Genomic DNA, 19,582 nt, shown 5'->3' with positions numbered 1-19,582 from the left:
AATTTCACAAAGATACTCAGAGGCAACACTAAGATTCGCAAATAAAAAGTGTCTTCTTGAAAATGTCTTCAAAAATTTCGCAGAACTTTGCTAATTCTTTGTACTTCTTTGCGAAATAAAATCTAATGCAGATTTTGAATTTAAGATGTCAAGTACTTTAAATTTTTTTTATATAAAACCTTGCTTATTGGCTTCTTTTACAAGGCTTGAGTCATCAGCAACCTCAAAGATATCTTTCATCCGGATGATGCGTTTTTGAATTGCACTTGTTGTCAGACCAATAATTCCTTCCAATTCCTTTATTTTAAAACCTTTGGATAAATACATTAAAATTTGCCGATTTGTATCCTCAACCATCAGTTTCTTCTTCCATATTTCATTTATACATTCTTTTACCATCGGGCTTTGGTAGGGATTTCCTTTGATGATTTCTTTAATTCCCTGTTGCAGTTTCTCAGGGGTAATATCGTTTTTTATAAAAAAACCATCGGGCTTTATTTTTTTATATATTTCATAGACAATTATAACTTCTGTGTGTGCGGTAATCATTATAATTTTGCAATTAGGCATTATTTCCCTTATAAAAAGAGCCAAATCACTTCCTGATAAAATATTTTTTTCTTCATAAGCAGGTAAATTTTTATCAATAATAACCAAGTCAAATGCCTTTTTTACGGTATTGAAATTTATTAAACTTGAGTAGGCCTCTTTACAGTTATTGGCTTTTGCGAAAACAGGTGAATTTAATCCAAAAGGAGCATTTGAAAGCGTATTAATATAGCCTTCTACAGTCATTGGATGGTCATCTACCACAAGTACATTCATTCACAAATAATTAAATTTTAACAAAATTGGCAGTTTTTCTGCAACTACAAAAATTAGGACTCATCTATCTTGCACACTTTTATATTCATAGAATACTTTCATGCGGTTTCTTTTTCCTATTGTCGACAGCAACGTTATATATGGCAAATGGACATTGGAACTCTTTGAAGATTTCCCTATTTATTTTCGTATAGGAGTAGTCAAAGATAGTTAAACCGGAATAAACCAAATTATAAAATTAAAACCAATTCGTGGCTTTTCTAAAAAAAGAGGTAACTCTATGGGGAGGTGCAGAAATAAAAATATTGACTAATTATTTAATTTACTTTTTATGAAAAAAATATTATTTGCTATTGGCTCAATTGTGGCTATGATTATTGTTTCTTCCTGTTCTGCAGACAGTTTGGATGATGTGAAAAATGAAAATGCAATAAATAAAAGTCAAATTACCAGCGATACCTTAAGAGTTGCTCCCGCTCAACTTATGGACGATGGTGTTGACGATAAGGATAAGGCCAAAACCTAATTGTATTAATAAAACAGTAAACCAGATAATAAGTTTTTAAAAAACAAATTGTCTGGTTTTTAATTTTTAATTTTGACAGGATTTTTAAATTCCTTGAAAATTGAAAACAAAAATAAAGATAATTATATCCCTCAGTTTATTAGTATTGGTAGTTTCCTGCCAAAGAAAAGAGAATAAGCTGGTAAAAAGGAATGATATAGTGATGTCTTTTAAAAAATTGGATGAGCAGCATCTGAATGAGGAAGGTGAAAAAAAATTCCTAGATACATTATACCAAAAACTTCAGGGGCAGGAAAATGATTCTGTTACCAGAAACCTCTATTTTAAAATTGCATTCAAATATTATGATCTTAATTCTTTAGATAAATATCTGAAAGTAAGCAGGAAAGTCCATGAGTTGGCAATCGACAAAAACGATTCTCTTCATATAGCAAAATCACTTTATTATCTGGGAGATTATTATGATGAAAAAGCACAATTGGATAGTGCTTTCAGTTACTATTCTCAATCTGAAAAAGTTTACAATAAAGTAAATGATACGCTGAATACCGGTAGAACAAAATTATACAAAGCAGGTGTTCTGTTTGATGCCGGTATCTTTTCTGAAAGTGAAGTTGAGGGCATAGCAGCATTGAAATTGTTGAAGAAAACCAATAATACCCGACTAATTTATGAATGTTATAATTTAATCGGAATTTCATTGAAAGAGCTCAATAATTGCGAAGAATCATTGAAATATTTTGATTTGGCTTTGAAACAATTAGACCAACTAGAAAGGGAAAATTATGATAAAAAGAAAATAGCAAAATCAAGGATTATTTGTTTTAATAATATTGGGAGGGTTTATGAAAAGTTAAAAGAATATCCAGAAGCAATTCGATTTTACAATAAAGGTTTGCAAACAAAGGATTTAAAACTCAATTTCCCAAAATCATACGCATTGTTACTGGATAATCTCGCCTATTCAAAAATGAAAGAGGGCGAATTTAATGGTGTTGAAAAGCTTTTGTTTGAATCATTAAAAATAAGAGACAGTTTGGATATAGAAATAGGTGTAATGTCCTGTAAAATAAATATAGGCGAATACTATCTGTTCAAAAAAGACACTCCTAAAGCATTGTCTTACATTAAAGAGGGACTTACATTGTCCAAAAAAATAAAAAGCAGTCCGCATACGATTCAAGCTTTAAAATTATTAATGGAGAATGATTTCAAAAACAAAAACGATTTTACTGCTCAATATTTTAAGATAAACGACAGTCTTCAGGAGGTAGAAAGGATAACGAAAAATAAATTTGCAAGAATTGCCTTTGAGACTGATCAGGTAGTAGAAAAAAATGAAATTTTGTCAGAAAGGAACACCTATATTGTGATAGGTTCTGGAATTATTATTCTTGTCTTAGTAGGCTTTTTTGTTATATTTCGTCTTAAATCCAGAAATAAAGAATTGTCTTTGATTAAAGAACAGCAGGAAGCCAACGAAAAAATTTATCAATTGCTTCTTAAACAACAGTCGGAGACAGAACGTGTGCGCAAAGAGGAAAGAAATCGCATTGCCATGGAATTACACGATGGAATTATTAATAGTGTTTTTGCCACTCGATTCAATCTGCAACAATTGGATACAACCGAAAAGGAGAGAAAAGAAATGTTGGTTAAAGAGCTTGAAAAAGCAGAAGTCGAAATCAGAAGAATTTCTCATGATTTATCTCAAAACTTACTTTTTGAGGATAAAAGCTTCACAGAAATGATAACAGATCTTGTAAAATCACAGCAAAATCAAAGCAATACAAGATTTGATTTATCATTGGATAAATATATTGATTGGTCATCAGTATCAAGTGCCAGTAAAATGCATATTTACCGCATCATACAAGAGGCGTTACAAAATATTAATAAATACTCCAAAGCCAAAAGATGTGTCATAATACTGTTGAAAACTGAGGATAAAATAACCATTCGTGTTTGGGACAATGGTATTGGGTTCAACCCCGAAAAAGTAAAAAAAGGTATCGGACTTAGAAATATGCAAGAAAGAACTGAAGCATTAAACGGAGAATTAAAAATAACCTCAGAAATTGGAAAAGGAACTAGAATAGAAATTGTTTTCTAATGTTATTTTGGCAAATTCAGAGGTAGGTAAGATTTATTGAAATCGATACTTTGATTTATTCAGAATCTCACTTTTTACAACTGATGACTTTTAGAATTTCGCTGTTTTTTTCAGAGTTATTTTACGCTTGAAGCTCTAATTTTAATTGTAGCATCTAACACTATAGTTTCATTTGGAAATGACTTGTCTGCCATTTTTTTGAGCATGATTTCGGCAGCAGAACGCCCCATTTGTTCCAAAGGCTGCTCTACTGTTGTCAATTGAGGATACACAAGCGTAGAAAGCTTGGTTCCCGAAAAACTGGCTATAGCTACCTGCTCCGGTACAGTGATATTTTGCTCCCGCAAATAATTCATCGCGCCTATTGCCAAGGTATCTGTAAAGGCAAAAATACTGTCAAAATCAATTTTATTTTCAAGTAAATGCGCTGCAGCTCGCATGCCGTCTTCAAAAGTAAGCCCTGCATTAATTACCAAAGAAGGATCATACGGAATTTTGTGTTTTTCCAATGCTTTTTGGTATCCTTTTAATCTTTCCACCGAATTGTATATTGACGACGGCGCCTTCAAATGAACAATTCGTTTTCGGCCAGTTTCAATGAGGTGTTCGACCATAAAAAGAGATTTTGTATAATCGTTTACCACCACTTTGGATACATCCATAGCCTTTGGAATTCGGTCATAAAAAACCAAGGGAATGCCGCTATCCTGAATTTCTAAATATAATTCCTGATTTAAAGTCTGGTCACAAAGACAAATAATGATGCCATCCACCTGAAACTGCTCCATAAGCCTGATGTTTTTATACTCTGTCTCTGGATTTTCGTCAGATTGAGCCACAATTACCCGATAGCCTTTTGGATACAAAACTTCTTGAATTCCTTCTAAAACCTGAGATGCAAAAGGCGTAATCATTTCAGGGACAATAACCCCCACACTAAACGTGCGTCCCGACTTTAAATTTACTGCCGTAAGATTTGGTTTGTACCCCAATACTCTGGCAGCCTCCAAAACTTTGTCACGGGTTTCTTGTCTGATGTTTTTATTGTCAGCCAAAGCTCTCGATACGGTAGAGATTGATAAGAACAGATGCTTCGATAAATCCTTGATTGTAACTGGTTTTGACTTCATAATTTGTCTATAATTTAGTACAGAATAGCAAATATATAATAATAATTCCTTTCTCCTGCCTGCAAACGTTTGCAGATTTTGAGAACGTTTGCGGGAACGTTTGCAGGTTGTTTTTTAAACATACGATAACGTTTTCATAACTCGCCAAGCTATTTTAGCTTAAAAATCAAAAAAACATAAAAAATGAAAACACAAGTCGCTCATTACAAGTACGACAGAGCAAAAGTACAAACGGGAATAGTACATATTGGAATTGGGAATTTTCACCGTGCCCATGAGGAATTTTACATAAATAGTCTGTTAGAAGATCCTACACAACAACAGTGGGGAATATGCGGTGTAGCTCTCTTACCTTCTGACGAAGCCATCGTGAAAAAACTGAAACAGCAAAACGGAGAATATTCTCTTACTATATGTGGCAGAAACGGAATTGATGAAGTTGTCAAAATAGGTTCTCTGGTAGAATTAATATGGGGAGTAGAAAACCCGAATGCCATTTCAGATAAAATTGCTGTAGCAACTACAAAAATTGTAACCCTTACGATTACCGAAGGTGGGTATAATATAGACAAAGCGACTAACGAATTTATATTGGAAGACAAAAATGTGCAGCATGACCTTACGAATCCATCTCAACCGAAAACCGTTTTTGGTTTTGTTGCAGAAGGTTTAAGAAAACGCAAATTGCAAGCAAATGGAGGAATTACCATTCTTTCGTGCGACAATCTTCAGCATAATGGAAATGTTACCAAAAAAGCGTTTACAACTTTTATCGAAGCACAAGACAAAGATCTCGCTGCTTGGGTAAAAACAAATGTAACTTTTCCAAACAGCATGGTAGACAGAATTACTCCTGCTACTACGGTTGCCGATGTAGAATCACTGAATCATAAAAGTGGCTTAAACGACCAGGCGCCAGTATATTGTGAAGATTTTATACAATGGGTAATCGAAGATAATTTTGCTGCTGGAAGACCAGCTTTGGAAAAAGTAGGTGTCGAATTTACTCAAGATGTTACGAAATATGAAAACATGAAACTCAGCTTGTTGAATGCGTCTCATACGTTGCTTTCGTATCCTTCCTTGTTATTTGGCTACAGAAAAGTAGACGATGCAATGCATGATCCTATTTTCAAAAAATTGCTTAGAGATTTCATGGATATCGATATTACGCCATATGTTCCGGCACCAGAAAAAACAGATCTTGATCTTTACAAAACGACTCTTATTGAACGATTTGCAAACAAAGCGGTGAGTGACCAAATAAGCCGTTTGTGCTCTGACGGAATATCTAAATTTCCAGTGTATGTTATTCCAAATCTTACCAAAATGCTAAACGATGACAAAGATCTTACGAGAGTAACTTTTTTGATCGCTTCCTACCGTCATTATTTAAAATATAAAGTAGATGACAAAGGTGTTGCTTATCAAATAAACGAACCTTGGTTAACGCCTGATGATCAAAAGTTAATTGACAGCGATAATGTTTTAGACTTTTTGGAGTTATCCGCTTTTCAAAATATCAATTTAAAATCTTCTGACAGTTTTGTGAAACAGTATGCCAGTTTTGCAGAGAAGATCAAGATAAAAGGTGTGGCAAAAACATTAGAATCTATTTAACTATCACCAAATAAATTATGAAATCAACAAATAAAATAATGCCTTATGCCATCGTTACGTTTATATACTTCATCGTAGGTTTTTTGACAACGATTAACGAGCAGTTACAGGCACCGCTAAAAGGGACTTTTTTGACGGAAGCAGGTGATATAAAAAACACACTTACGACTTTAATCTCGTTCTTCTTTTTTCTTGGATATCTTGTAAACGGAACACTAGGAAGCAAATGGGTGAATACTTACGGATATAAGAAAACCATAATAAGAGGTTTGGTGTTTATCGTTCTCGGACTTTCGGTTTACCTTACTTCTACAATAATCGGTCATAATTTTCCGCATTTTAATTTGACCATAGGTGATGTTACAATTCCATATGGTTATTTAATTTTCCTTTGTGGTTCTTACATCATGGGCTGTTCGGCTGCGGTGATACAAGTAGTTGTAAATCCGTATGTGGCTTCCTATGATCTTCCGGGAACACAGCCTGTACAAAGGCTGAATATCACTACAGGAATTAATTCTATCGGAACAACATCGGCTCCTTTTTTTGTAACGGTAATTATGTTTAGCGGAATTTCTATCGAAAGCATCCAAATCAAACAATTAATAACGCCATTATCCATATTGATACTTTGTATTGTTGCTGTTATATTTTTAACCAAAAAATTAAACATTCCAGATTTGCCAAATACGCGAGTTGCAGAAGGCGAAGTACTTGAAAGAAGTGTATTTTCATTCAGACATTTTACACTTGGAGTAATAGCAATATTCTTCTATGTTGGAACAGAAGTGGCAATTGGTGCAAACATCAATTTATATGCTTTAGAAAAAATTAAGTCCGGGCATGCGATAACTTTCTTTGGTAGAGAAAATATGATTATTGGAGGTATCGATTTTGGTGTACACGCATTATTGTCAACACTTTACTGGGGCGGATTTCTTGTAGGCAGAGCGATATCTAGTTTCTTCAATAAAATTTCTGCCCAGATTCAGCTGTCAGTAACTACAACTATAGCGACCATTCTTATTCTAACATCGATTTTTCAGGAAAATTTATGGTATTTGGTTGCAGTAGGTTTATTACACTCTTCAATGTGGAGCTGCATCTTCTCGCTTGCTATAAAAGATCTTGGTAAATACACTTCAAAAGCATCGGGAATATTTGTTTCTGCCGTATTTGGAGGAGCCGTATTTACACTTTTACAAGGAGGTTTAGCCGATATTTTTCATTCCTGGAGATACACTTGGTTATTAAATGCAGCTTGTGAATTGCTGATGCTGTCTTATGCATTGTTTGGTTACAAAATCAGAGAACAAGACAGACAAACAGTTTCAGAAAAACAGGAAGAAATAATTCATGCATCTCATTAAAAACCAAAAGCTAAAAAAAAACCATGATAACTATAAGCCATTTTAAAAATAAACCAACCTTACATATAATAATAATGATGATGATTCTTTTGTGTGCAAATGTTCACGCTCAAGATAATTCTACAGAAGATAATTTTATAAACCAAAATCTTCATTCGGCTTTACAACTTAGAAATTCTCATCTTTGGAGAGGGCAGGAAGTTGCAGCAGGATTGACCTATACAGGAAATATTTATTTGGAATATGAAAATTTTTATGGGGGATTTTGGGCAGGAGGAACTGCCGATGGTTCGTATAAAGAGTTCAATAATTACGCAGGATTCAAAACAGGTAAGTTCTCGGCAGAATTATGGGATATTTATAACTTTTCTCCAAAAGCTACGTATAATAATAAAGAATTTTTTAATTATAAAGCCAGTGAAACAGGACGTTTTTGGGATTTGAGAACCTATTATACAATTAGTAAACAGTTCCCTTTAATGCTTAGCTGGAATACTGTTGTGTTTGGTCGAGATAGAAATCTTGCGAATACTGAAAACAGATATTCTACATTTGTATCGGCAGAATATCCTTTTTTGAAAAGTGATAAATGGAGCATCAGCGGACGTGCAGGTTACAGTTTCGCATTAAATAATAGCGAAAATGAAACAAGCAATTTTTTTGCAAGTAAAGCTGGTTTAAACGAAGTAAGTTTGATATTTTCGAGAAACTTCAAGATTCTGGACTATAAGTTGCCTTTGGGCTTATGGACGATGTGGAATCCAGTGGATAATCATGCGTTCTTGCAGTTTTCTGTAGAGGTTTATTCTTTCTAAGAGAATAAATCAACTTTACAATAAGTAATTTAGGATTAACAAAATCTTTTTGGTTTTGTTAATCTGTTTATATTAAATAAATAAAAATCGATATGATGAATACCGAAAATACAGCCCAGGTAGTTTGCTTTGGAGAATTATTATGGGACATTTTCCCTGAAAATAAGCGCAGAGCAGGAGGAGCTCCTTTTAATGTGGCTTATCATTTATCTAAAATGGGAATCCAAACCAGAATGATTAGTGGTGTGGGGAATGATGAACTGGGTCAGGAACTTATTCAGAAAATCAAAAACTGGAATATTTCTGCAGAAAGCATTCAAATAATCAAAGATCATCCTACAAGTACGGTAATTGCCGAAATTGATGAAAACAATGAAGCACATTATACAATAACAGAAAACGTAGCATGGGATTTTATTAAAGCAAAAAAAGAAAATATCCAATTAGTTCAAACGGCAAACGCTTTGGTATTTGGTTCTTTGATTGCCCGAAATAGTGTTTCGCAAAATACCCTATTTGAATTGGTAGAAAACAGCACCTTTAATGTTTTTGATATTAATCTGAGAAAGCCACATGATGACATAAAGCTCATCAGCGAACTTTTGTATAAAACCGATCTCGCTAAATTTAATAAAGCCGAATTAAAAATTGTTCTCGACTCAATAGGAAAAGAATACACTAATGAAAGCGATGGAATTAAATTTATTCAGGAGAAATTTAAAATTAACGAAATAATAGTTTCAAAAGGGAGTAAAGGAGCTTTATATGCCAACGAGGATACCATTTATCAATATCCTGCAGTACCGGTAACGGTTGTTGACACTGTAGGAAGTGGGGATTCTTTCCTGGCAGGACTTTTATCTAAGCGATTATCTACAACTAATGATATTCATTCAATAATGCTGCAAGCTGTTTCACTGGGCGCTTTTATCACTTCAAAAGAAGGAGCTTGCCCTGAATATAGCCTAAAAGAATTTGAAGAATTCAGGGACAAACAAAATATTACTGCTACGTTTATAGAAAAGTAGATTAATAGGATACCTATTTTATCCAATAAAAAAAACAAAAAGCCTGTAAACATTGTAGTTTGCAGGCTTTTTATTTCATTTGAAAATGAATTTGTGGAGTGAATTTTAATTTAAAACATACTTTTAATATTGATTTTTTTGATAGTTTAAAAAGCGTGAATTAAATTATTGATTTTGAGTTTAAAAACCTTACTGTTTGATTGTCAGGTTTTACTTTTATACACTAAAGAAATGTTAGTAACCACTTCCGCCACCGCCACCGCCACCGGTTCCGCCTGGATTAGTGGTGATTAATTGACCTCTGATTTCTCCTCCTCCAAAAGCAGCAGTATGTAAATTTACATAATCGTTATTGGCCAAAAGGTCAGCTTCCTGTTGCGCAGTCAAGGCAATACTGGTGTAGGTGTAAGGAGACGTTAAATTGTCAAAAGGAAATGTTACTGGACCATTTGCACCTACCGCTCCGGTATGAATATGTCCCATGGTTGGTGTTATCCCCGAATAGGTTAGATTGAGCGTGAAAATTTTTGTAGTTTTGTTATAGCTCAATGTCGCGGCTCCTGTAGCCGTTGAAGCATTTGCAGGTACTTCACTGGCTCCACTCAAAGTAGCATTGAAGGTAACAATTACAGGAGCAGGAGGAGTAGAAGAATTGTCATCACTATTGGAGCAGGAAACTCCAATAAACAGTAATAACAGGATTACTGAAAAATTGAATAAAGATTTCATAATTACTTATTTTAAAGGGTTAAAAAAAAAGGTTAAAAAATAGTATTAAGTTTTATTATTATTAAAAAATTGCTGGCCACACGATTTGCGTCTGGGGTTTGTTGCTTTTTAAAATTAATTTTTATCAAGAATAAAATCTATTGAAATAGTAACGTCTTCAGATACTTTATTCTTCACAATGCTGGGTATTTTTATATCAAAATCCTGTGCTTTGACGGTAAAATTATTGGTAAGATGTAATTTTCCGTCTTTTGGAGCCAAAGTGATTTTAGTTTTAATCCTTTTGGTTACACCATGTATGCTTAAATCACCTTCTAAATCATAATTCGCTGAACTATTTAATTTTGAAGCATCAAAATTTATGATTCGTCCTTTGAAAGTTGCTTTTGGATATTGGGAAGATTCAATATAATTTTCATTAAAATGCTCTTCCATCAAAGGAACTTTGAACTTAAAAGCTTTTATCAAAGCCAATGCGGCAAATTCTCCGTTTGATTCATCCAGAATTGCCGAAGCCGAATTGTTTATCGCCGCAACAGGTTCAAACGCAGGGACAGATGCTTCAAATTTTATTTCGCCTGTACGCGTAATCATTTTTTGAGAAAAAATTATATTTCCAACAAAAAAGCATATTATCAATAGCGCTGACTTTTTCATCTTTCAAAGATTATTTTTCAACAAATCCATTAGCTACCCAAAGCTTAATCAAGTCAATATCTGATTGTGGTAATTTTCCTCCCTGAGGCATTCTTATACCACAATTTTCTCCTTCGATCCTGCAAACCAGATTGATATTAATGCAGGCGTTTTTCACTCCATCGTAAGTTTCTAAATTTGGGTATTGATACGTCCCATAATGACAACTAAGACAATTGTGATGAATAATATGTTCTACATCTGCTTCATACGTTGGGTTTGCTGTTTTTTTACTTATCTCATCGTAGGTATTTGATTCACAAGAAACAACGAATGCACTCAATATGCAAGTAATGAATACACCCCATAATAGTATCATAATTAATTTTATTTTTCTCATCAGAATATCTTATTAATTTTTTAAAAAACTCTGTATAAATTAAATCCAAAAAAGATGCTTCCGCCATTCCATTTTCCGGTTGCATTGGAAAAAACATAAACATCATTCATCGTTTGGCAATTGGAAAACACTAACTGAAAAATATGTCCGCCTGTCTCAATATCCAACCCCAATGAGAGTAAATCATGATAAACTGTGTTTTCTGGGGCGTTTATTCGGGGAGCATATTCTAAATTCACACTTAATCTTTTTGTCAATTTGTATCTTCCTCCCATACCCACAGCAAATTGGTTTTCATTCTCTGTCGATGCATCGTAAAGATTTTTATGAATATAAATTGGTGCTATTTCAGCCGAAAACTTTGTGGAAAATTTTCTTGAAATCAATAATTGAGTAGAATATCCCAAACGGTTATAGAATTCTAGATCCGGATAGATGTCTGTACTCAGGTTTGTATTGATATCCATAGTGTTGTAGCCCACAATCGAGACGGGAAATCCATCTGTTTCTTGGCTTTTTATTTTATATTTTGCGGTTAATTCATAAATCTTGTTATTGGTTTGTCTTGATACACCAATTGACAACCAGTTTGTGGCGCCATAAATTGCCCCCAGTTTTGTGTAGGCATCATCCAGACCAAAGAAATTATCCAGTCCTTGGGTCAAATCACCAAATCGGTGCGAAATCAATATATACCATTCGCCTTTGGAAGCCACTTTGGTCGATTGCATATTACAAATCTGCAACCCTTTGAAACCAGCGATTTCCACTTGTTTTTCTTTAGGTTTTACGGTATCCAATTGTTTTAACAAATCATCTTGTGCCGAAGCCTGCGCGATGACTGAAATACCAAATGCCAAGGATAGCAATAATTTTACGTTCATTTAGTTTAATTTTTTATTAAAAAACATTGATCTAATTTTAATTCTCCCATCAAATCATCATAACCTACAACTCTTCCTTTTACGGTTACAGTCTGGTTTTTTTTGATTGATGAATCCTGATTTTTAAAACTGCAAATGACAATTTTGTCGAGAATAATTTCATTCCCATTTGAAGCCGTAATTTCACCTTTTATTTCTACCGCTTTTTCGAGGTATTTTTTATTTGCCTTTTCAATATTAGTAGTAAATTCTGAGGTAATGGAAGCAGTGGTTACTGTAAAATTTGTTTTTTCGGTTGTCAAATTTCTGGCACCGCCGTGCATTACATAATTATACCCAAAAAAGCCAAAGAGCCCAATTACAGCAATCAGTAAAACAATTATTTTGATTTTTTTGTTCATTTTTTTCTTCTAAAGGGCTTATTTTTCAGGCATACCATTTGTAATCCATTTATTAATCAAATCAATATTGGCTTGTGATAATTTTCCGCCTTTTGGCATTACTAACGGGTCACCGGCAGGTTTTTCGATTCTGATTTTAATATCGGCTGCTTTGGCACTTACCTGAGCATAGGTTTGTAAAAGAACATTTGGGTTTTCTCCAGACGGGTTGTGACAGGTTACACAGTTTCCGTCAATAATTGATTTTATATTTGCCGTATAAGTAGGGGCCGTTACAGTTGTCCCGCCACCGCCTGTGGTTGGAGGAGGTTCAGGAGCTGGTGAATCATCGCCACCGCCACCACTACAGGACATTATTGTTATTGCTAGAAGAGCCATTGGATAGATTGTTTTCAAATTTTTCATAGCTTAATTATTTATTGGTTAGTTAATAAAATAGATCTCCTTTTTTGTAATTATTGTACAGGAAATCACACCTGTTTTTATCAGTATTCTATAGTAAAACAGTTTTGGTGCAGATTACCCTACCAAGAAGTTGTAGTTTTTTTGAAAGAAAGTAGAAATCCTTTTTTATTTACTCTGACAGGGTTCTAAATCACAAGTTTTCAGATGAGTTGACAAAGATATTACTCGGCTAATTTTTTACACAATTTTGTCATTCCGACGAAGGAGGAATCTCAGTAAGTAATTCTGTAATCAAAATCTCCAATCTTTGTCGAGAATCTAACGGAGATTCCTCCTTCGTCGGAATGACAAACTTTACGGATAATATGTTATCGAAATATCTAACTTTTACTAACTTCTGAACACTTGTGATTTAGAACCCTGTTAGAGTAAATAAAACAAAAATAATCGAACTATGGTTTGTAGAAATTGAGTTAGAATGAAACTCTGAAACTCATATTTGGAGTTCTTTCCAAAGAGTAGGTTTCAACTTCTTCTATAGAATTTGTTAGAGAACTTATTCTATAATATTTGTTGATTTCGTTTTTCTTGTTTAGGATATTTAGGATTGATATTCCCAATTTGAATAGAATACCATTTGTGGTTTCCCATTTGTAAGTAGAAGAAAAATTAACCTGAAAGAAGGAATTTAAATTCGAATTATTAGGGTTGTTGTAAGTCACAACGGGATTGTAAGGATTTATATCAAAGCTGGCAGGAGTGGTTTTGGGTTTACCCGAAGTGAATTTTGTTCCCAACGCTATTTTAAAATTGTTTTTCTCATACATTCCTGCCCAAGATAAAGTATGAATCAGTTCAAAGTTATTTGGAAAAATAGGGTATTCATAATTGGAAAAATCATATTTATTGTCATTGTAGGTATAACTTAACCAAGTTAGAAATTGTTTTATTTTTTTCTGAATCAGAATTTCTGTTCCTAAAACTTCATAATCGCCAGTTGTCCTGATAAACTCCAGTTGATTCTGAAAACCTTGGCTAGAGGTTGTAATTCCGGTTACTTTTTTATAAAAATTTTCGATATCCAGCAGCCAATCATTCTGTTTGTAGAATAAATTTAAGGATATTTGTTTGCTTCTTTGGATAGGGACTGTGTTGTTATCTGATACAATCCAGCGCCTCTTTTCAATTCCGAAATAATCTTTCTGTAAATAAATGATTTGTTGAGAATTTTGACTTTTCATCTCGCCAAGCAGTTCCAAATTGAGGGTTTTATTAATTCCGTAGCCGAATTGAATTCGGGGTTCAACACTATATTTTTTAAATTCTTGGATATAATTGATTCGGGTTCCTACTTTAAAATAGAGTCTGGAAATAGTATCATTGTATTTCCCTTCCAAAATTAAAGCATGTGTCCTCAGTACGTCTTTTATTTTACGATAAAAATCAGGATTACTTACCTCTTCCAGATTAGTAACACCAATTTCATTGAACTGATACCCTTCGTTAAAACTAAATTTTGAGCTGATGACATGGTCATTTTCCAGATTAATTCCATTATTGTCAACCGTATTTCCCTGAATGACGTTTAGATTTCCAGAGGTCATTTTTTGGTTAGCAAATAGTTCATAGGAAGAATTGTAAATATTGATTTTGGTGATGTTTGAGCTGTTCCAGTTTCTTTTCCAAGACAAATTTCCACCGTAATTTTTTTGGCGTAAAATATTATTTTCAGACTTTGCTAAGTCATTTGAGGTTGCACTTTGAAAAACTTCCAGATTATCTTTTATGGTTATTAAATCCATAACTATTTGGTCTCGAAGTCCTATTTTTTGTACATATTTTAGCGTAGCGTCATAGAAATCAAATTCTTTCTTGCTTTGATAATCGATATTTTGGTTTAGCGAAAAATCAGAGATTGTTGTGTTTTGAAATATTTTATCGAAATATTCTTTATAAGTTGGCGTTTCTACATAATCAGTAATGGATTTACGTGCCGAAATTTCGATATAACTCTTTTTCGAAAGATTGTATTTTGCATAAACATCCGCATTAATCATATTGATTCCTGCGCTAAAAGTGTTTTTTTCTGTTGTTTCGGGAGTTGAAGAAATGGCCACTACGCTCGAAACGCTTTCTCCGTAAAATGCAGAACTTCCGTTTTTATAAATAGAAATGGTGTGGGCCAGATTGGGATTGAAAACCGATATTAAACCAAAAAAATGTCCTGTTTGAAACATTCGTATTCCATTCCACAGAAATAAATTTTGGTCGTGCGTTCCGCCGCGAACATTGATGCTCGAAACACTTTCGTCAATGCTGTTTACGCCGGGAATTTGTTGCATGGTCTGCAAAGCGTCTGGTTCAATAAGTCCGGGCAAAATACCAAATTTCTTAGGTTTTATTTCAAATGAACCATCTTTGTTTTTGGAAATACCCGAAGCCAAAATAGCATTAGCTTTGATTTCATCGAGTTGTGTAATTTCGGGTTCCAATAGTATTTTGAGACAATTTTTTGTATCCAAATTATCGGATTCAATTTTCTGGGTTATGAATCCGATGTGACTGACAGAAAAAATGTTTTTGTCCCTTTTGTTAAATTCAAAATAACCTTTTGAATCCGTTGCAATCAGTGTGGTGTCAGCCAAATGAATGTTTGCGTTTTCAATAGGCATATTATCTGCCGCAAAAACGTACCCGCAAACTATTTGTGATTTATTCTCTTTTTTGTAAATATTGATATATTGGTTTTCAATATTTTCAAAATGCAAATTGGTTTTTCTTTCTAGATACACCAATTTTTGTTCGAGCGAAAGTGATTTTTTTGGTGGGACTAATTGTAACCCGACGATATTATTTTCGGTATAATTAAAGCTAACTTGATGTTGTTGTTCAATTTCGATTATTATTTTTTTAAAAGGCACAACAGTTTGATTGTCTTGAGAAAAAAGATTCAGGACAAGGAAAAATGTAAAACATAAAAAATAAAATCGTTTGGGGATAAACATTTATTTTTCGTCGAAAATTATTTTATTTTTTGAGATTTTTTTGGTTTCTAAATTATAAGTTGTACTAATAATATGCAAGGCGATATCCAGGTTATTTGCAGGTAATTTACCTGTAAATAAGGAGGTTGTGTTTTTTGAATTTAATTCGATTGTAATATTATATTGTCTTCGAACTTCGTCTAAAAGCGATTTGATATTTTCTCTATAAAAACATATCTGATTGTTCATCCATTCCGGTTGTGATGAATTTACCCTCGTATTGAGTTGTTTTCCATTTTCAAATATAACGCTTTCCCCATGAATTAGCAATACTTGTGCGTTTTGATAGTTGACTTTTACACGGCCTTCATAACACACGACATCAAATCTGTTTTTTCGGGCTTTAACGTCGAATTGCGTTCCCAGAACCGTTACCTTTCCGAGGTTGGTTTGCACCTCAAAACGTTTGCCTTTGGCGACTCTGAAATATGCTTCCCCTTTTAATTCAAGACGTCTGTTGTTGTCCCAATTCCATTTTTTATAGTTTATTTCAGAACCGGAATTCAGCACCACTACTGAATTATCAGGTAGTGAAAAAGTTGTTTTTTCTCCAAAATTTGCAGTCTGAGTTTGGGTTACAAAAAATTTAAACATAAAAGTAATTCCGAGCGCCAACACTAATATGGCGGCTGCCTGAAACATCCATTTTCTGTATAAAGGCACCGTTTTTGGAGCACTTTTTTTCTGACTGAGAATGTTGGATAACAGCGTGTCTTCATCCAAGTCATCAACTTCCAGATTTTCCGTGTATTTTATTATTCTTTGGTATTTTTCAAAATCGGGACTTGCTTCAAATTCAGCTAATTCGTCTGGGGACAAATCATTGTTAAGCCATTTTGCTAATATGCGATCTTTTTCCATCGTACTTTTGTTATATCATTAAAACAATTGGAAACCAATTATCCCTACTTTTATAAATCAATTTGTTCGCGTAAGCTTAACAAAGCCAAATGAATGCGTTTTTCTACCGCTTTTACGCTAATATCTAGGTTCAAGGCAATTTCGCTGTATTTTTTTCCGTCAATCCGATGCATTAAAAAGGCAACGCGTTGTTTTTCGTTTAAATTTTCGATAGCCTTCAACAGTTTGACTTGAAATTGTTGCTCTTCTAAAAGATATTCTGGATTTTGATTGGTTTTATCCAAACCGGTAAAGTTTTTTTTATATCTCAAAACAACTTTTTGATGTGCAATTTCGTTGAGGCTGCTATTATTGGCAATAGTATAAATGTATGATTTTGCTTTTTCAACTGGTACCGAAGCGCAGTTTTGCCAAAGCTTTATAAATGCCTCCTGTGCTAAATCCTCTGCCTGGTCGATATTGCCAAATTTGTAAAGAAGAAAATTTCGAAGTGCTTTTATATGACTTTTAAAAAAAGATGAAAATATTATTTCATCACAAGTATTTGATGGAGTTATGTTTGTCATCTAAATTTTCAATTTGTCTAATACAAAAATATTTGTTTTTGATATAAGTAGGGTAAAAATAAAACGGATTGTTATATAGGAAACAGAAATGTTATTTATTCCTGTGATAATTTAGTAATAAAAAATGAAACAGAAACCCTTGATGTTGAATTTATTAAAAAAACATTTTCTTGAAAATTTATTACATTTGTAAAAATATAAATATGTTTGCCATAAAAAAATATTTATCAATAGTAGTTTTCCTGTTTTTGTTGTCTTGTCAAAGCGAAATTGATGAGCAAGATACTCATACACAGGAAACTGTTACAGTTGCTTCTCCTCTTATGAGCAATTTGCAAAGGGTTGCAATGGTCAAAACGGTGCAGGATAATGTAATCGATGGGTCAAGTTACTGCACCATAAAATTCCCATATACAGTTACTGTAAATAATACAAACATTGCAATAAACAGTGATGCAGATTATAAAAAAGTAGTAGATAATATCAATGCATACAACAATGATAATGATATTGTAAAAATTGGTTTTCCTGTAAAGATGGTTTACTATAATTACATCGAAAAGGATATTCCAAATGAAGCAGATTTTGATTCTTTAATCAATTATTGGAATCTTTACCCTGATCTTTTATGCAAAATAAATGGGCTAAATATCAATTATCCAATAACAATTAATGTTTATAACAGCGCGAATCAGGCAGGAAGTTCTGTATCAATTACAAGTGATCAAGCTTTTTTTAATTTTATAAAAAATTTGACAGCCAGCCAGTATATTTCATTAAACTATCCAATTTCAATTGTCGATTACAATAATCAGACAAAATCAATTACGAGTAATTTGGATTTTGAAAATGCCATAAAATATGCTATTGATTACTGCCCGGAAAACAAAATTGTTTCGCTTGATTTTATGCAAACAATTACAACAGGTTCTTGGATGATACCTTATTTTTTTGTTGGTTCGGACAAAACTTCATCCTACAGCGGTTATTCATTTGTATTTAATAGTGATAAAACAGTGGTTGCCACCAAAGCTGGAATTTCTGAAATTGGTCAATGGGAAAGTAAAACACAGTATGGTACAACGGAATTAAAAATAAGTTTCAACTCTGATATTCTCAGTAAACTGAATAATAATTGGAAATTGTTTGAGTTCAATAGTTCGCATATACGATTCCGGGATTCAAGCGGCAACACTAATTATCTTTATTTTGAAAAATAGTAATTCTGTTCCCAAACAAAAAGCCTGTAAGTATTGAACTTACAGGCTTTTTGTTTGGGAAAGTAAAACTTCGGGTTTGGTTTAGGGCGATGTTTTACTGCTATTATTTTACTTCATTAATACCAATGTTGGTTCCTTTTCGAATATTCTCAGGGGAGAACAATTTTCTGTATTGTAGAGGGGTAATATTTTTTATTTTCAAAAATTGTTTGTGAAAATTTGCCAATGTAGTATAGCCACTTTCATAACAAATTTCCAAAACCGGTTTGTTTGTTTCTGATAGAAGATTGCAGGCATTGGCAATACGTATTTCGTTCAAAAACCCATTATAGGTTTTCTTTGTTCTTTGTTTAAAATTTCGACAAAAAGATGGTACACTCATGCAGGCAATTTTTGCAGTATCTGAAAGTGAAATTTGTTCGCGATATGAAGAAATAGTAAATTGGATTATTTTGTCCAGAACATCCATGTCTTTTTTATTGTACTCTTTGGCTATTTGAGTAGAAAGAATAATGTTATCTTTCTTAGTTGCAAGTAGAGAAAGAGCTTCGAGTAAGAGTAAAATACGTTTTACTCCCTCGGCGTATTCAAGCTCTTTAATAATTGGTGTTAATAACTGTTTACATTCCCTATTTATTTTCATCCCCAATATAGATGAATCAAATAAATTCTTGAGTTCACGATTCTCTGGTATTTGCATAAAATCTTTGCCCCAAAAGTCTTCTCTAAATTGTACGACTACTGCGCTGGCAACCTGATTGCCGTTTTTTTGAAATGTATGTGGAAGGTTCGAACCAATGAAATAAATATCACCTGTTTCAAATTCACCTACATGATTACCAATAAAACTGATGCCTGATCCTTCTGTAAAAAGAATTAATTCATATTCGATATGCTGATGCCAGCCAACTTCAAAATGGGGTGTACGAAATGTTCTTGCTAAAAAAGAATTGGAATTATTAGATAATAATCGCTGAATTAATGGTTGCATTTTGTTTAATGTGAAAAT

General features: G+C 33.3%; 19 protein-coding genes. 7 read left to right on the top strand and 12 right to left on the bottom strand.

What is annotated here, in order from left to right; translation table 11 throughout:
* Positions 1–168: 168 nt before the first annotated feature.
* Complete coding sequence (locus EM308_RS15655) at positions 169–825, bottom strand: response regulator (protein ID WP_035635759.1); 657 nt, start codon at positions 823–825, stop codon at positions 169–171.
* A 331-nt stretch (positions 826–1,156) separates the two neighbouring features.
* Here EM308_RS15655 and EM308_RS15650 point away from each other — a divergent pair, with 331 nt between their 5' ends.
* Both EM308_RS15650 and EM308_RS15645 read left to right on the top strand, forming a co-directional pair.
* Positions 1,157–1,351 carry a hypothetical protein gene (locus EM308_RS15650; protein ID WP_035635757.1) on the top strand — a complete coding sequence of 65 codons (195 nt, stop codon included), beginning with the start codon at positions 1,157–1,159 and terminating at the stop codon, positions 1,349–1,351.
* Between the two features lie 202 nt (positions 1,352–1,553).
* The gene (locus tag EM308_RS15645; protein ID WP_035635754.1) at positions 1,554–3,464 is read left to right on the top strand and encodes a tetratricopeptide repeat-containing sensor histidine kinase; all 1,911 of its coding nucleotides are present in this window, start codon (positions 1,554–1,556) and stop codon (positions 3,462–3,464) included.
* 116 nt (positions 3,465–3,580) lie between these two features.
* Here the strand turns inward: EM308_RS15645 and EM308_RS15640 are convergent, their stop codons facing one another.
* Positions 3,581–4,594, bottom strand: a complete 1,014-nt coding sequence (locus tag EM308_RS15640; protein WP_035635753.1) for a LacI family DNA-binding transcriptional regulator — start codon at positions 4,592–4,594, stop codon at positions 3,581–3,583.
* Positions 4,595–4,777: 183 nt separating this feature from the next.
* On the opposite strand from EM308_RS15640, the gene EM308_RS15635 reads away from it, so the two are divergent.
* From EM308_RS15635 to EM308_RS15620, 4 genes are all read left to right on the top strand, one after another.
* On the top strand, positions 4,778–6,214 hold the full coding sequence (locus EM308_RS15635) for a mannitol dehydrogenase family protein (protein ID WP_035635750.1): 1,437 nt from the start codon (positions 4,778–4,780) through the stop codon (positions 6,212–6,214).
* 17 nt (positions 6,215–6,231) lie between these two features.
* Positions 6,232–7,584: an MFS transporter gene (locus EM308_RS15630; protein ID WP_051877706.1), complete on the top strand. Its 1,353-nt coding sequence runs from the start codon at positions 6,232–6,234 to the stop codon at positions 7,582–7,584.
* A gap of 23 nt (positions 7,585–7,607) precedes the next feature.
* A complete protein-coding gene (locus EM308_RS15625; protein ID WP_231559993.1) occupies positions 7,608–8,399 on the top strand; it encodes a hypothetical protein in 792 nt (263 codons plus the stop codon).
* Between the two features lie 92 nt (positions 8,400–8,491).
* Positions 8,492–9,427 carry a carbohydrate kinase family protein gene (locus EM308_RS15620; RefSeq protein ID WP_035635748.1) on the top strand — a complete coding sequence of 312 codons (936 nt, stop codon included), beginning with the start codon at positions 8,492–8,494 and terminating at the stop codon, positions 9,425–9,427.
* A gap of 234 nt (positions 9,428–9,661) precedes the next feature.
* Here the strand turns inward: EM308_RS15620 and EM308_RS15615 are convergent, their stop codons facing one another.
* The 9 genes from EM308_RS15615 to EM308_RS15575 form a co-directional block, all read right to left on the bottom strand.
* Complete coding sequence (locus EM308_RS15615) at positions 9,662–10,156, bottom strand: CHRD domain-containing protein (protein WP_051877705.1); 495 nt, start codon at positions 10,154–10,156, stop codon at positions 9,662–9,664.
* A gap of 114 nt (positions 10,157–10,270) precedes the next feature.
* The gene (locus EM308_RS15610) at positions 10,271–10,750 is read right to left on the bottom strand and encodes a YceI family protein (RefSeq protein ID WP_231559992.1); all 480 of its coding nucleotides are present in this window, start codon (positions 10,748–10,750) and stop codon (positions 10,271–10,273) included.
* Between the two features lie 73 nt (positions 10,751–10,823).
* Positions 10,824–11,171 carry a hypothetical protein gene (locus tag EM308_RS15605; protein ID WP_156101328.1) on the bottom strand — a complete coding sequence of 116 codons (348 nt, stop codon included), beginning with the start codon at positions 11,169–11,171 and terminating at the stop codon, positions 10,824–10,826.
* A 41-nt stretch (positions 11,172–11,212) separates the two neighbouring features.
* A complete protein-coding gene (locus EM308_RS15600; RefSeq protein ID WP_035635745.1) occupies positions 11,213–12,076 on the bottom strand; it encodes a DUF5777 family beta-barrel protein in 864 nt (287 codons plus the stop codon).
* 5 nt (positions 12,077–12,081) lie between these two features.
* Positions 12,082–12,477, bottom strand: a complete 396-nt coding sequence (locus EM308_RS15595; RefSeq protein WP_035635740.1) for an OB-fold protein — start codon at positions 12,475–12,477, stop codon at positions 12,082–12,084.
* An 18-nt stretch (positions 12,478–12,495) separates the two neighbouring features.
* Positions 12,496–12,882, bottom strand: coding sequence for a hypothetical protein (locus EM308_RS15590; RefSeq protein ID WP_051877703.1), 387 nt, complete (start codon positions 12,880–12,882; stop codon positions 12,496–12,498).
* A 473-nt stretch (positions 12,883–13,355) separates the two neighbouring features.
* A complete protein-coding gene (locus EM308_RS15585; protein WP_035635739.1) occupies positions 13,356–15,887 on the bottom strand; it encodes a TonB-dependent receptor in 2,532 nt (843 codons plus the stop codon).
* Complete coding sequence (locus EM308_RS15580) at positions 15,888–16,787, bottom strand: FecR family protein (protein WP_035635736.1); 900 nt, start codon at positions 16,785–16,787, stop codon at positions 15,888–15,890.
* A gap of 50 nt (positions 16,788–16,837) precedes the next feature.
* Positions 16,838–17,353 carry an RNA polymerase sigma factor gene (locus EM308_RS15575; protein ID WP_035635731.1) on the bottom strand — a complete coding sequence of 172 codons (516 nt, stop codon included), beginning with the start codon at positions 17,351–17,353 and terminating at the stop codon, positions 16,838–16,840.
* A 203-nt stretch (positions 17,354–17,556) separates the two neighbouring features.
* Here EM308_RS15575 and EM308_RS15570 point away from each other — a divergent pair, with 203 nt between their 5' ends.
* A complete protein-coding gene (locus tag EM308_RS15570; RefSeq protein WP_035635730.1) occupies positions 17,557–18,573 on the top strand; it encodes a hypothetical protein in 1,017 nt (338 codons plus the stop codon).
* A gap of 103 nt (positions 18,574–18,676) precedes the next feature.
* Here EM308_RS15570 and EM308_RS15565 read toward each other — a convergent pair whose 3' ends face one another.
* Positions 18,677–19,564: an AraC family transcriptional regulator gene (locus EM308_RS15565; protein ID WP_051877702.1), complete on the bottom strand. Its 888-nt coding sequence runs from the start codon at positions 19,562–19,564 to the stop codon at positions 18,677–18,679.
* Positions 19,565–19,582 lie beyond the last annotated feature (18 nt).

Origin of the sequence: Flavobacterium gilvum (assembly GCF_001761465.1) — a bacterium.
Classification (GTDB): Bacteria; Bacteroidota; Bacteroidia; order Flavobacteriales; family Flavobacteriaceae; genus Flavobacterium; species Flavobacterium gilvum.
This window is presented reverse-complemented; position numbering and strand designations above follow the sequence as displayed.

Coding starts and splice junctions, on each gene's coding strand:
- EM308_RS15630 (WP_051877706.1), top strand. CDS start 6,232: ATGAAATCAACAAATAAAATAATGCCTTATGCCATCGTTACGTTTATA.
- EM308_RS15600 (WP_035635745.1), bottom strand. CDS start 12,076: ATGAACGTAAAATTATTGCTATCCTTGGCATTTGGTATTTCAGTCATC.
- EM308_RS15565 (WP_051877702.1), bottom strand. CDS start 19,564: ATGCAACCATTAATTCAGCGATTATTATCTAATAATTCCAATTCTTTT.
- EM308_RS15625 (WP_231559993.1), top strand. CDS start 7,608: ATGATAACTATAAGCCATTTTAAAAATAAACCAACCTTACATATAATA.
- EM308_RS15570 (WP_035635730.1), top strand. CDS start 17,557: ATGTTTGCCATAAAAAAATATTTATCAATAGTAGTTTTCCTGTTTTTG.
- EM308_RS15610 (WP_231559992.1), bottom strand. CDS start 10,750: ATGATTACGCGTACAGGCGAAATAAAATTTGAAGCATCTGTCCCTGCG.
- EM308_RS15580 (WP_035635736.1), bottom strand. CDS start 16,787: ATGGAAAAAGATCGCATATTAGCAAAATGGCTTAACAATGATTTGTCC.
- EM308_RS15575 (WP_035635731.1), bottom strand. CDS start 17,353: ATGACAAACATAACTCCATCAAATACTTGTGATGAAATAATATTTTCA.
- EM308_RS15620 (WP_035635748.1), top strand. CDS start 8,492: ATGATGAATACCGAAAATACAGCCCAGGTAGTTTGCTTTGGAGAATTA.
- EM308_RS15605 (WP_156101328.1), bottom strand. CDS start 11,171: ATGATACTATTATGGGGTGTATTCATTACTTGCATATTGAGTGCATTC.
- EM308_RS15590 (WP_051877703.1), bottom strand. CDS start 12,882: ATGAAAAATTTGAAAACAATCTATCCAATGGCTCTTCTAGCAATAACA.
- EM308_RS15640 (WP_035635753.1), bottom strand. CDS start 4,594: ATGAAGTCAAAACCAGTTACAATCAAGGATTTATCGAAGCATCTGTTC.
- EM308_RS15650 (WP_035635757.1), top strand. CDS start 1,157: ATGAAAAAAATATTATTTGCTATTGGCTCAATTGTGGCTATGATTATT.
- EM308_RS15635 (WP_035635750.1), top strand. CDS start 4,778: ATGAAAACACAAGTCGCTCATTACAAGTACGACAGAGCAAAAGTACAA.
- EM308_RS15655 (WP_035635759.1), bottom strand. CDS start 825: ATGAATGTACTTGTGGTAGATGACCATCCAATGACTGTAGAAGGCTAT.
- EM308_RS15615 (WP_051877705.1), bottom strand. CDS start 10,156: ATGAAATCTTTATTCAATTTTTCAGTAATCCTGTTATTACTGTTTATT.
- EM308_RS15645 (WP_035635754.1), top strand. CDS start 1,554: ATGTCTTTTAAAAAATTGGATGAGCAGCATCTGAATGAGGAAGGTGAA.
- EM308_RS15595 (WP_035635740.1), bottom strand. CDS start 12,477: ATGAACAAAAAAATCAAAATAATTGTTTTACTGATTGCTGTAATTGGG.
- EM308_RS15585 (WP_035635739.1), bottom strand. CDS start 15,887: ATGTTTATCCCCAAACGATTTTATTTTTTATGTTTTACATTTTTCCTT.